This window comes from Vibrio sp. B1REV9 (assembly GCF_905175395.2).
Classification (GTDB): domain Bacteria; phylum Pseudomonadota; class Gammaproteobacteria; order Enterobacterales; family Vibrionaceae; genus Vibrio; species Vibrio alfacsensis.
This window is the reverse complement of the sequence record NZ_HG992745.1, coordinates 237,387-250,303: the sequence shown is the minus strand read 5'-3', so window position 1 is coordinate 250,303 and position 12,917 is coordinate 237,387. Positions and strand designations below refer to the sequence as shown.

12 protein-coding genes and 1 pseudogene are annotated in these 12,917 nt (G+C 37.6%); all 13 read left to right on the top strand.

Annotation, left to right across the window (positions count from 1 at the left end):
- Window positions 1–123: 123 nt before the first annotated feature.
- The 13 genes and pseudogenes from rfbB (at window position 124) to KHN78_RS06540 (ending at window position 12,750) form a co-directional block, all read left to right on the top strand.
- Window positions 124–1,197: a dTDP-glucose 4,6-dehydratase gene (gene rfbB / locus KHN78_RS06600; RefSeq protein WP_211915533.1), complete on the top strand. Its 1,074-nt coding sequence runs from the start codon at window positions 124–126 to the stop codon at window positions 1,195–1,197.
- An 87-nt stretch (window positions 1,198–1,284) separates the two neighbouring features.
- On the top strand, window positions 1,285–2,172 hold the full coding sequence (gene rfbA / locus KHN78_RS06595; protein ID WP_211915532.1) for a glucose-1-phosphate thymidylyltransferase RfbA: 888 nt from the start codon (window positions 1,285–1,287) through the stop codon (window positions 2,170–2,172).
- Complete coding sequence (gene rfbD / locus KHN78_RS06590) at window positions 2,172–3,053, top strand: dTDP-4-dehydrorhamnose reductase (RefSeq protein ID WP_211915531.1); 882 nt, start codon at window positions 2,172–2,174, stop codon at window positions 3,051–3,053. Before rfbA ends, rfbD begins: the two co-directional genes overlap by 1 nt.
- Window positions 3,054–3,057: 4 nt before the next feature.
- Window positions 3,058–3,603 carry a dTDP-4-dehydrorhamnose 3,5-epimerase gene (gene rfbC, locus KHN78_RS06585; protein ID WP_211915530.1) on the top strand — a complete coding sequence of 182 codons (546 nt, stop codon included), beginning with the start codon at window positions 3,058–3,060 and terminating at the stop codon, window positions 3,601–3,603.
- Window positions 3,604–3,629: 26 nt separating this feature from the next.
- The gene (locus KHN78_RS06580) at window positions 3,630–4,847 is read left to right on the top strand and encodes a flippase (protein ID WP_211915529.1); all 1,218 of its coding nucleotides are present in this window, start codon (window positions 3,630–3,632) and stop codon (window positions 4,845–4,847) included.
- On the top strand, window positions 4,840–6,060 hold the full coding sequence (locus KHN78_RS06575; RefSeq protein ID WP_211915528.1) for an O-antigen polymerase: 1,221 nt from the start codon (window positions 4,840–4,842) through the stop codon (window positions 6,058–6,060). Before KHN78_RS06580 ends, KHN78_RS06575 begins: the two co-directional genes overlap by 8 nt.
- Window positions 6,053–6,859, top strand: coding sequence for a glycosyltransferase (locus KHN78_RS06570; protein ID WP_211915527.1), 807 nt, complete (start codon window positions 6,053–6,055; stop codon window positions 6,857–6,859). Before KHN78_RS06575 ends, KHN78_RS06570 begins: the two co-directional genes overlap by 8 nt.
- Window positions 6,843–7,703: a glycosyltransferase gene (locus KHN78_RS06565; RefSeq protein WP_211915526.1), complete on the top strand. Its 861-nt coding sequence runs from the start codon at window positions 6,843–6,845 to the stop codon at window positions 7,701–7,703. The genes KHN78_RS06570 and KHN78_RS06565 overlap by 17 nt, the downstream gene beginning before the upstream one ends.
- The gene (locus KHN78_RS06560) at window positions 7,703–8,791 is read left to right on the top strand and encodes a glycosyltransferase (RefSeq protein WP_211915525.1); all 1,089 of its coding nucleotides are present in this window, start codon (window positions 7,703–7,705) and stop codon (window positions 8,789–8,791) included. Before KHN78_RS06565 ends, KHN78_RS06560 begins: the two co-directional genes overlap by 1 nt.
- Window positions 8,792–9,047: 256 nt before the next feature.
- Window positions 9,048–10,091 (top strand): annotated as a pseudogene (locus KHN78_RS06555) (ISAs1 family transposase).
- Between the two features lie 89 nt (window positions 10,092–10,180).
- Window positions 10,181–11,275 carry a glycosyltransferase family 4 protein gene (locus KHN78_RS06550; protein WP_211915524.1) on the top strand — a complete coding sequence of 365 codons (1,095 nt, stop codon included), beginning with the start codon at window positions 10,181–10,183 and terminating at the stop codon, window positions 11,273–11,275.
- A gap of 8 nt (window positions 11,276–11,283) precedes the next feature.
- Complete coding sequence (locus tag KHN78_RS06545; protein ID WP_211915523.1) at window positions 11,284–12,198, top strand: NAD-dependent epimerase/dehydratase family protein; 915 nt, start codon at window positions 11,284–11,286, stop codon at window positions 12,196–12,198.
- Between the two features lie 3 nt (window positions 12,199–12,201).
- The gene (locus tag KHN78_RS06540) at window positions 12,202–12,750 is read left to right on the top strand and encodes a sugar transferase (RefSeq protein WP_211915522.1); all 549 of its coding nucleotides are present in this window, start codon (window positions 12,202–12,204) and stop codon (window positions 12,748–12,750) included.
- The last annotated feature ends 167 nt before the right edge of the window (window positions 12,751–12,917 follow it).

The window sequence follows — 12,917 nt, the reverse complement described above, 5'->3', positions numbered from 1 at the left end:
TGGCTAAGTCTGGTTGTCTCATTTTGAATAAAAAGTGTCTCAGGTGGTTTTGAATATCTGAGATGGAAAATGGAAGTTTTGAAGCACTCTAAGTAGTGTTGTATAACGTTGGTAAGTTAAAAAATGAAAATACTTGTGACTGGCGGTGCGGGCTTTATTGGCTCTGCAGTAGTGCGCCACATCATCGAAAACACCTCGGATAGTGTTGTTAATGTCGATTGTCTAACCTATGCAGGCAACCTTGAATCTTTAGCTTCAGTAGAATCAAGCGAGCGTTACGCGTTTGAGCAAGTAAACATTTGCGATAGAGCAGAGCTTAACCGAGTGTTTGACAGTCACAAGCCGGATGCAGTGATGCACTTAGCGGCAGAATCACACGTTGACCGTTCAATCACAGGCCCAGCTGCTTTCATTGAAACCAATATTATCGGTACGTATACACTACTTGAAGCGACGCGCGAATACTGGAATAAGCTCGATGAGACGGCGAAACAAGCATTCCGCTTCCACCACATTTCTACGGATGAAGTGTATGGTGATTTGCCACATCCAGATGAAGTTGAAGCGGGCACGGTGCTACCGATGTTCTTGGAAACCACTCCGTATGCGCCATCAAGCCCTTACTCCGCATCAAAAGCATCCAGTGACCATTTAGTTCGTGCATGGCTGCGCACTTATGGTATGCCGACCATCGTGACTAACTGCTCGAACAACTACGGTCCTTATCACTTTCCTGAGAAATTGATCCCACTCGTTATTCTTAATGCCCTAGAAGGTAAAGACCTTCCGATTTATGGTAAAGGTGACCAAATCCGTGATTGGCTATTTGTGGAAGACCACGCCCGTGCACTATACAAAGTAGTAACCGAAGGTAAGGTTGGTGAGACATACAACATTGGCGGTCATAACGAGAAGAAAAACATCGAAGTGGTGAACACAATTTGTGACATTTTGGACGCGCTAGTACCAAAAGATACCAAGTACGCTGAGCAAATTACCTACGTTCAGGACCGTCCTGGCCATGACCGTCGCTATGCGATTGATTCAAGTAAAATGCAAAAAGAGCTCGGTTGGGCACCGGTTGAAACGTTTGAAACCGGACTTCGAAAGACCGTTCAATGGTATCTAGATAACCAACAGTGGTGCCAAAACGTTCAAGACGGCAGCTACCAACGCGAACGTTTAGGTATTAACTGATCGCACTCTATCTTCTACAAATATTTGTGGCTCTAGATCCTAGTTTTTCCTAGGAACTATGCCCTACCAACCAAGGATCTATTTCTAATGAAAGGTATTGTACTTGCGGGCGGTTCTGGTACTCGTCTTTACCCATTAACGCGCGGTGTATCTAAACAGCTTTTGCCGATTTACGATAAACCAATGGTGTTCTACCCAATTTCAACTCTGATGCTGGCGGCTATTCGCGATATCTTGATCATTACCACGCCAGAAGACCAAGCTGGCTTCAAGCGTTTGTTGGGTGATGGGACTGATTTTGGTATCAATTTAGAGTATGCGATTCAACCAAACCCTGATGGTTTAGCACAAGCGTTTATTATTGGTGAAGAATTCATTGGTGATGACAGTGTGTGTTTGGTGCTGGGCGATAACATCTTCTATGGCCAATCATTTTCAGACACGTTAAAGCGCGCAGCAGCGCGCGAATCTGGTGCGACGGTGTTTGGTTATCAAGTAAAAGATCCAGAGCGTTTTGGCGTCGTGGAGTTTGATGCCAACATGAAAGCCGTGTCGATTGAAGAAAAGCCATTAACACCAAAGTCAAACTATGCGGTTACGGGGTTGTACTTTTACGATAACCGTGTGGTAGAAATGGCTAAGCAAGTGAAGCCTTCTCATCGTGGTGAGTTAGAAATCACCACGCTCAACGAACTGTATCTAAATGATGGTTCACTCAATGTGGAACTTTTAGGTCGCGGTTTCGCGTGGTTAGATACAGGCACTCACGAAAGTCTGCATGAAGCCTCTTCTTTTGTTCAAACCATAGAGCATGTACAGGGCTTGAAAGTCGCATGTTTGGAAGAAATCGCATGGCGCAATGGCTGGTTATCGGATGAACAAGTGTTAACACTTGCAGAGCCGATGATGAAAAATGATTACGGACAGTATTTAGCCCGCTTGGTGAATGAAAGAAAAATTAAGGCGAATGTATAATGCGAGTTTTAGTCACAGGTTGTAACGGGCAGGTAGGTCATTGCCTAACAGAAATTCTTTCCAACACTGAAAACGTTGTCTTGTTGGCTGTTGATAGAGAAGAGCTTGATATCACCAATCAAGAAGTGGTGAATGCAGCAGTAAAAGCTTTTAAGCCGACAATCATCATCAACGCAGCAGCGCATACGGCGGTTGATAAAGCCGAACAAGAAGTGGAACTTTCATTCGCAATTAACCGTGATGGTCCTAAATATCTAGCTGTGGCAGGGCAAGGAGTTGGTGCTGCAATCCTTCATATTTCGACAGATTATGTTTTTGAAGGTAACAAAGTCGGCGAGTATGTAGAGAGCGACGCGACCAATCCTCAAACTGTTTACGGTGCTAGCAAGCTAGCAGGAGAGGTTGCAGTTGCTGAGGCGTGTGATCAGCATGTTATTTTACGCACTGCATGGGTGTTTGGCGAGCATGGCAACAACTTTGTTAAGACCATGCTTCGTCTAGCAGCAAATCGTGATGAGTTAAGTATTGTTGGTGACCAATTTGGCGGTCCTACCTACGCAGGCGACATTGCTAAAGTACTTGTTGAAATAGCCAAAACCATATCAAATGATAAACCAGTAGAGTATGGAGTATACCATTATTCGGGGTTGCCACATGTAAGCTGGTATGAATTCGCGAATGCAATTTTTGATACCGCAGTTGAACATGGCGTCTTAGAAAATAAGCCAACTCTATCCAGCATTGCGACAGAACAATACCCAACGCCAGCCAAGCGTCCTAGCAACTCGAAACTAAGTACGAGAAAAATCGACGAGGCGTTTGCCATCGAAGCAAGTGATTGGCAAATCGCATTAACAAGCATTAAAGCATACGCGGAATAATACTATGAAAGTTATCGATACAAACATTCCAGATGTGAAGATCATCGAACCTACAGTATTTGGTGATGAGCGTGGTTTTTTTATGGAAACCTGGAACCAAAAGCGATTCGAAGAATTAGTCACAGGAAAACCAACGAGGTTTGTACAAGATAATCATTCCAAATCTAAGAAAGGGATTTTGAGAGGACTACACTACCAAACAGAAAATACACAAGGTAAACTGGTTCGTGTAGTTTCAGGGGAGGTATTTGATGTCGCAGTGGACATCCGTAAAGATTCACCAACCTTTGGGATGTGGATCGGTGAGTATCTTTCGGCTGAAAACAAACGGCAGTTATGGATACCAGAAGGTTTTGCTCATGGGTTTTATGTTACTAGTGATGAAGCTGAATTTGTATACAAGTGTACAGATTATTATAATCCTGAATATGAACTCTCAATTAAATGGAATGATGAAACCTTAAGAGTTAATTGGCCTATAATCAAATCCCCGATATTATCGGAAAAAGATACCAAAGGAGTTTCATTTTTATTGAGTGCTACACTTTAAGTGTATTGTGATACCTCAAATAAATTATGAAAAACTCAATTTTTAACTTAATTAGTTTTGTTATCCCCGCTTTGTTTATGTTTATCTCAATGGGGGTTTTATCAAGATATTTAGATGCGGAAGTTCTAGGTTTATATGTGCTTATTGTTACATTTTTAAACTATGGAATGATATTTGATTTTGGGCTCTCTCAATCAGCCATTTGGAGATTGTCTTCTAAAGATAGAGTGGAAAGCATAAACGAAATATTTACAACATTACTCTATGCTATGTGTATATTATCGATTATACCATCTACTATTATTTTAGTATTCTCTGAACATCTTGTTGATTTGGTAAATGTAAGCGAAGGCTATATTGATGATGCAAGTCTGTCGTTTAAAATTATTGGTGTAATAATTCCTTTAGTGACAACTCTAAACTTAATGCAAGCAGTTTTAGAAGGGTTTTCTAAATATAAATTATTGATGTATATAAGAGTGTTTAATAATGTGCTAACGGCTCTAATGCCATGCTTTATGATTTCGTTAGGCATATATTCGTTAAGTGATTTGATATTTGCTTTTGCAATAACAAAGATATTCTTTTTTCTTGTTCTTATCTTTGTGTTTTATATAGAGAAAATCACATTATTTCCAACTCCAAATTTCTTTGATAAAAATATACTTGTGAAGTTATTTTCTTTTGGAAAGTGGATTGGATTGAGTAATTTGATAAATCAAGGCCTCCTTTATTCAGATCGATTTATTATATCAAGCGTGCTCGGTGCAAACGTAGTGGTTTATTATACAATGGCGTTGGATCTTGTTGGTAAAATGGCAATTCTTCCTCAATCAATATATCGTGTCATATTTACGGAAATAAATGGTGGCAAAAAAATTGATGAAAGATTATATATATCGATAGCGATGCTATTTTTGACGGTTAGTGGATTTGTTTTCTTTTTATCACCCACAATAGTTAAAATTTGGCTTGGTGATGCTTATGTTGAGAAAACATCCAATATAATACAATGGCTATTAATTGGTTTTTGGTTTAATGCCTTATCCCAAAAACCCTATACAGAGTTATTATCAAAAGGCAAAACCGCAATAATATCTAAGATCCACTTGTTTGAAATTTTACCTTATATTTTTGCGTTGTTTCTTGCTGTTAATAGTTTTGGGATCGTCGGCGCTGCTATCGTTTGGAGTTTAAGGATGATATTGGATTATGCTTTGATGAAGTATTTTAATAATGGGTGAGTATTTATATATATCTGTACTAGTCTTGCTTTTCTTTATTTTTATAGAATTGTATCTTGCTAAATACAGAACAATACATTTGGTATCACCAGTAGTTATTAATAGTTTATGTTGGCTTATACCAATTTTCTTTGGTCTAACAAAGATTGATGATTTTAATGAAATTGAATCTTGGGTGATAATAACCATATCTGTTTGGTGTGTTGGGCTAAACTTATTTTTCCTAACTGGGTCTTTTTTTACTAAAAAAAGCAGATCAACAGATAGTTACCATTTGAACAAATATGCCCCTATATTATTGTTGTTTAGTGTTTTATTGGTATTAAAGATAACTTATGATATTTATGTTATAGGAAATACTGCTTCTAGTTCGTCTTTTTTTCTAAATTTGAGAATGGTGGCTATTGGTTCAATTAAAAGCAATCAGTTATCAATAGTTAGCGCATTCTATCCCCTCATGTATGCCTTATTGCTTTGGACATTCTATATTAGTTTGGAGAGTAGGAGTTACTCTAAAATATTCTTGTTCTGCTTAACTTTCTCTATATTGTATGTCCTAGCAACTATGAGTAAGTTTTGGTTGCTGAATTATGTTGTTAGCTTATCTGTTATTTATGTTAATAATAAGGGTTTTAAGTCATTAAAAAAATTGTTTTTTGGTTCAATCATAATTCTCTTCATGTTTTTTATAATGACTCAGGCTCGTATTAATAACGCCGGAAATGCTTCTGTTATTGAAGATATGATCGTTTCGTACTTATTTGCTCCTATAGTTGCTCTTAACGATGTTACGATAACAACTGTAGATAAAAATCAATTAGGAGAATATACTTTTTCTTCTTTCTATAATATCTTGAGATTTTTTGGTTTAAGCTCATCTGAACCTATATCAGGAATCTTGCCATATACGTTTACCCCCGAGGAAACCAATATTTACACAGCTCTTCAGCCTTTTATCTCTGACTTTGGAAAAGGAGGGATTATATTAGGTGGAGTGATATATGTGTTATTTTATTGTGTGACATTTATTATGTCGTCTAAATATACTACTATGTTTATTATTTATGCATCAATGACAGGATCTTTATTTCTACAGTTTCTAACTGAAACGCTGATGATGAATTTGACGGGGAATGTTAAAATAATTTTTTGTGTTATCTTGATTAGAATTTTCTTTTTAAATAAGCAAAAGTTTGAGAAATTTAATGTTTAGTGTTGTGATTGTTACTTATAACCCAAGTGAAACATTGCTTAGGTTTGTTGATGAATTGTTTACGGTTGATGGGATTCAAATAATTATTGTTGATAATGCAAGTTCAAGTTTTGACTTTTCCACAGTTATGGATAAGGTGAAATTAATACGGCTGAAATTCAATGAAGGTATTGCTAAGGCTCAAAACATAGGTGTTGAGTATTCCACTAAGAACGAAATTTTCTTTTTTGATCAAGATAGTTTTATTTCTGCAAAAAGCTTAATTGGAATTTTAGAATATAAGAAAATAAACAATAACGTTAATTTTGGTGTGATTGCCCCTTTTGTGGATAAATTAGCCATAAAAGACAAATATATATATGAAGCTTCTGATGTTTTTATTGATACCGATATTATACAATCATCAGGATGTTTGATTTCAAAAGATGTTTATTTGGCGATGGGGGGTATGGATGAAAAGTTATTTATCGACTGTGTTGAATATGATTTCCATTTCCGCTTGAGGGCATCGGGCTACAAAAATTTAATATTAAAGAATATAAAAATGAAGCACGAGTTTGGTAAGCCAGGAGTTAAGCGAAATAATAAAGAATATGTGAGACACACACCCATTCGATATTTCTACTCCTCTAGGAATGGTGTTTTTTTGGCAAGGCAGGGATATATACCAAGGCGATATCGGGCTGATTTTGCGTTATCTTTTTTGAGGGGGATCAAGTCATTGCTGTTGAACGGTAGCTTAAGTATCAAGAGTTATTTTTATTGTTTTAAAGGTTTTTTTTATGGACTATTCTTATGATTTAACAGTTGCAATATGCACATATAATCGATGTGATATTTTAAATCAAACTTTGAGTGTTTTAAATAAGCAAATTAAAAATTGTGAATTTGACATTCAAGTAATTATTATTGATAACAACTCCTCGGATAATACTAAAAATGTCGTAAAATTCAATAATTTATTGGAATGTTATCATTTCGAAGAAAAAGCTGGATTATCGCACGCCAGAAACGCTGCTTTAGATTTATCCGAAGGTCGCTATATATGTTTCATCGATGACGATGCAGTACCATGTGAGAATTGGCTAAATAATGTAGTAACTGCAACTAAGAATAATCCTGACATTGAATTTTTTGGTGGACGAATAATTCCTGATCCTGAGGTCGATCTTCCTCTTTGGTTTGATAGCGCTTTTTGGGGACTTTACTCGTTACAAGACTTTGGAACGGATTTGAAAGTTTATCCGACAAGAGTTGGACCAGTGGGCGCTAATATGATTCTCTCGATGAAAGCGGTAGGATCGGAACGTTTTGACCCTAGATTGGGAAGAATTGGAAACAACTTATTATCTGGTGAAGAAACCGAGTTCTTAATAAGGTTGGGTTTTTTAGATAAAAAATCTATGTACTTGGGAAATGCAAGTGTTATACATAAATTTCCTCGTACTCGTTATGAAAAAAAATGGGCTGTCGAACGCTTTAAGGCTGATGGTATATCTACAAGAGTAATGTTACGTGTGACACCATCATTTCGAGGCTTTCTTTCTCCAATGTATAACTTATTGATTTCTTTGAAATGGAAGAATTCGTTTTATACATATTGTCATATTGTTAAGGTTGTTGGGTTCTTTAGAGGAAAGTGATGAATATTCTTTTTGTTGTTACAGGGCTCGGAATGGGAGGTGCAGAAAATTTAGTTATAAATTTAGCTGATTTTTATGTAGATAAAGGATACCGAGTTACAATCGTTTATTTGACAGGAGATATTTTTCTTAGACCTAACTCTAAAGAAGTGGATATTGTTTCTTTAGAAATGTTTGGCTATAAAGATATATTTTCGGGTTATATGAAGCTAAGGCGTTTGATTTTTGAGTTAAAACCGGATGTTGTACACAGTCATATGATTCATGCCAATTTATTATCACGATTAGTTAACGTTTTTCCATTAGGGCCTAAGTTGATTTGTACGGCTCATAGTACAAATGAGGGGGGGTATATTAGAATGTTAGCCTATCGGTTTACTGACCGTTTTTGCGATATGTTTACAAATGTAAGCAATGAGGCTGCAGATGTTTTTATTGCTAAAGGTGCAGCCAGGAAGGGGCGAATCATCGCTATTCCGAACGGAATAAATGCTAATATTTTTTACCCACGACACTCTCCTAATAGACACGATAAAATTCGATTAATAGCTGTTGGAAGACTGTGTAAAGAAAAGGACTATCCTAATTTATTGAGAGCTATTTCTAAACTTAAAATTGTATATCCCCAAATTCATCTAAAAATAGTTGGGGATGGCTCACTGAAATCTGAATTGAATTCTCTTGTTGATACGCTGGAAATTAAAACCCATGTGTCATTTTTGGGCACAAGAAAGGATGTTGCTGAACTGATTTCAGATAGCGATATTTTTGTTCTGTCATCTGAGTTTGAAGGATTCGGGCTCGCTGTTGCTGAGGCTATGGCTTGTGAAAAAGTGGTTGTAGCCACTGATTGTGGTGGTGTAAGGGAAGTTGTTGGGGATTGTGGCTTTTTGGTTGAGCCTAAGAATTCTGTATGGCTTGCAGAAAAAATAACTGAAGCGATCGAATTAAGTAGCGCTTCTAAGAAAGAAATGGGCATAAATGCGAGGCGTAGAGTTTTGGCACATTACTCTTTAGACTCTGCTGCAGAAAAGTATATAGCACTATATAGTAATTTAGTTAAAGGTGATAGTCCCAACTTTTATTGATTCTACTGTTTGAATGACATTAATAATTGGTTATTGAATGAAGTATTCCGATGAGTTGAGAGTGAAAAGGCAGACTGTGCTTGCTGGATAATCGCATGAACGAGCCCTTTCTTTAAGGGCTTACGTCAAATTGGCATCTTCTAATTTACAAGCCATTTCTTCAACATTCATCACAACACTGGAAACTCATTTTAGCTCAATTTGTACATCATTCTGACTGATGTTTAATGTTTCTGTACTTAATCGGAGCCAGATTGTGATGACAATAACGAACCCATTTATGTATTTCGAACTGATAAAAGATTATCGATCTTTTACGATCTGTGGTGAGCTATCTGGTTTTGATACGTGGGAAAGAACCTTTGATTTTGTTGAATGCTGAACCGAATTTCTTAAACCCCTTTGTGATATTGAGAATAGTATATTATCGCTTGCGTCATGGGCATGGTGAGCCCATCAGCGACGCAAAAGGGGCTGAAAGATTGTAATCAAATTACAGATGGTGAAGTGGTGGCGATAAATTGTAAAACCGTTCGCGGCCTTTATAATAAATCTGAAGAACGTTCTGCAATTCATATGGTCAGTGCATTTAGCGCAGTAAATCAAACTGTTTTAGGGCAAGTCAAAACAGGAGATAAGACCAATGAGATTAAAGCGATTCCAGAGCTATTAGAGTTACTCTCAATCAGAGGATGCCTTGTCACCATTGATGCCATGGGCTGCCAAAAAAACATTGCTAATAAAATCAGGGACAAAGGTTCTGACTACCTCTTAGCAGTAAAGGGTAATCAAAAAGCGCTAAACCAAGTGTTCCATTCAGGCATGTTACAGCAGTTTGATGGTGACCAATATGTCACCCAAGAGAAAGGCCATGGACGCTTAGAAACTCGATTGAGTTTAGTAGAGCACGATATGTCTTTACTTGGAGATATCGCACTTGAATGGCCGGGATTGAAAACTGTCGGTGTCGTGGTGTCGATAAGACAAGAAGGCAGTAGGCCAGCAGAGACGTGCAGATAAAGAGTTATATTAGCTCAGCGGAATTGTCTGCTAAAAACTTATTGGAAAGTACTCGGGCTCATTGGAGTATCGAGAACCAAATGCACTGGCGTTGGATGTCGGCTTCAATGAAGATAGTTGTAGGATACGTCGAGAACTGGCAGGAGAGAATTTTGCAGTTGTTAGGCACATTGCTCTCAATCTGTTAACGGCAGAAACTAGCTTTAAAGCAGGTATTAAGCGGAAGCAAAAGAAAGCGAATAGAAATAACGCTTATCTATCGCAAGTCCTTGCAGGGTAAGGGGTCATAATCTTGCCCTACAAGAGTGTTTATGGATAGTGCTTAGTTAGTAGTTTTTGAGAATTTGGTTTAAGGCAGTGTAGGGTAATATGAAAATCATTCAATTAATAACTAGATCAGATACTGTAGGCGGGGCTCAAAAGTATATTCTAGAAACATCTGATAGGTTTCAGCAAGATGGTCATGAAGTCACGATAGTTGCTGGTGGATACGGTGTTTTTAGTAAAGAAGTTGAGAGAATAGGTTTAAAATATATAAGGTTAGACACTATTGTTCGAGAGTTCTCTTTTTTTAATGATCTGAAAAGTGTATTTTCTTTTCGTGATCTTGTTAAATCTTTACAACCTGAAGTCGTTGTTATTCATTCAGCTAAAGCTGGTCTTGTAGGGCGACTTGCACTAATCGGTGTTAACACCAAAGTCATATTTATTGCTCACGGGTGGTCACACATTCGCTCATCTCGTCTATTTGGGCGAAAATTATACAGCGTTATCGAGAATGTAATGTCATTCTTTTGTGATAAGGTAATCTGTATTTCAAAGCAAGACTTGGACTTCGCCAATGAACAATTGATGATATCTAAAAAGAAAACAAGTCTCATATATAGTGGTGTGCGTGATCCACTTACATGTAAAAAAATGTCATGCAATGCTGAGTATAATCTATTAACTGTCACCCGTTTTCAGCATCCCAAAGATTTTAGTACGCTTCTAACTGCAATGAAAGAGGTTGAGCTAGTTCATAGTAATTGGATTATTACAGTCTTGGGAGATGGTGACCAGTTTGAATATTATATGCATAAAACTGCTGAATTAGGCCTTTCGGGAAAAATTAAATTTTTAGGTTTTAAAGAAAAGTTGGGTGAATTTTATAAAGAGTGTGATTTGGTTTTTCTTATTTCAAAGTCTGAAGGATTGCCTTTGTCTCTCATCGAATCAATGTCTTATCGAAAACCGATTATAGCATCAAATGTTGGTGGCGTTTGTGAGTTAATTGAAGATGGAGTTACTGGTTATTTGGTTCCCCCATCAGACCCTAAAGCGTTATCTCAGGTTATTGTGGATGTGCTTTCCAAAACCAAAACAGAACTCGCAATTATGGGTGACAATTCTTATGAAAAATACAGAAATGAATTTAACTTCGAACAAATGATTAACAAGTTATATGAACATTTCAAATCTTAGGCTATAGAATGAAAATTTTACTGACAGGGGCCACAGGTTTTGTTGGTCAACGGTTAGCTCTGATACATAGTGATTGCCGTTGTGTTGTGCGTAAAGGTGAGGATTATGAATTTGAAGATAAATTTATAGTCGATAGTATTGATGCGAATACGAATTGGGTTCAGTGTTTTTATGATGTCAATGCGATAGTACATTTAGCAGGCATTGCCCATAAGATAGGGACATCAAGCAAAGACTACATCAATGTAAATACAGAAGGAACTTTGCGTTTAGCAAGTGAGGCCGCCAAATTTGGCGTAAAACGCTTTGTTTTTGTTAGTTCTATTGGTGTGAATGGAGTCACAACACAGCTTGAACGGTTCGCTCCTGACTCGACATTTAATCCGCATAATGATTATGCCCAATCTAAATATGAAGCAGAGCTAGGACTTAAGAAAATAGCGGAAGAAACAGGCCTAGAAGTCGTTATAGTCAGGCCTACTTTAGTTTATGGCCCTAACGCACCAGGTAATTTTGGGATGATAACGAAGTTAGTTAATAAATTACCGGTATTACCTTTTGGCTTGGCTAATAACCGAAGAGATTTCATCGCCGTCCAAAACTTAGCGGATTTACTGGTTACCTGTGCAACCCACCCAGACGCTACGGGACATACTTTTTTAGCGAGTGATGGTGAGACAGTTTCGATTAAAGAGTTTACTAATGCCATTGCTGATGGACTAGATAAAAACGTGATTCAACTGCCAGTGCCTGTGAGTCTAATGCGCTTAGTAGGTAAACTTACCGGTAAATCGGCCATGATTGAGCAGCTTTATGGTAACTTAGAAGTGGATTCTTCTAACATCAAAGAGGTGTTGGGTTGGACGCCTCCTTTAACAATGAAGCATGCAATGGCGACTTTGCGTGACTCAGGAGTAAAATAGTAAATGATCCGTTTAATTGATTTCCTAGCAGCCTTTTTTGGTTTGCTTTTTTTATGGCCAGTATTACTCATCGTTACCATCATTGGTCTATTTGATACGGGCTCACCAATTTTTGTTCAAGAGCGTGTTGGTCGTAATAAAAAACCGTTTAAACTGATCAAGTTCCGCACTATGTCGGTAGAAACCAAGTCAGTGGCGAGCCACTTAGCGAGCAATGCTTCTATTACCAAACTTGGCGGCTTTCTGCGTAAAACTAAGATTGATGAACTCCCACAATTGATTAATGTGGTAAAAGGTGAAATGAGTTTGGTCGGACCGCGCCCGAATTTGTTCAATCAAGAAGAGCTCATTGCAGAGCGTGATGCGAAGGGAGTCTATGAAGTATTGCCAGGCATTACGGGTTTAGCACAAGTACAAAACATTGATATGTCGACACCAGCGTTGCTTGCAAAAACAGATAAGCAAATGATCGATACGCTCACAGTCAAAGATTACTTCAAATACATCATGATGACGGTAACAGGAAGCGGCTCTGGGGACGCGGTTAAATAACCTCTCAAGCTATTGAACATTGAGTGGTATATCTGCCACTCTTTTTCCTATATCTTTCTAAGAATTCACGATATCAATTTGCAATCTACTGCGCTCGTGCATTACGCTTCACTGAAAACTTTCCTAGTTACGACGCTCTAAAATTCAAAACAATATGAATTGTAGAT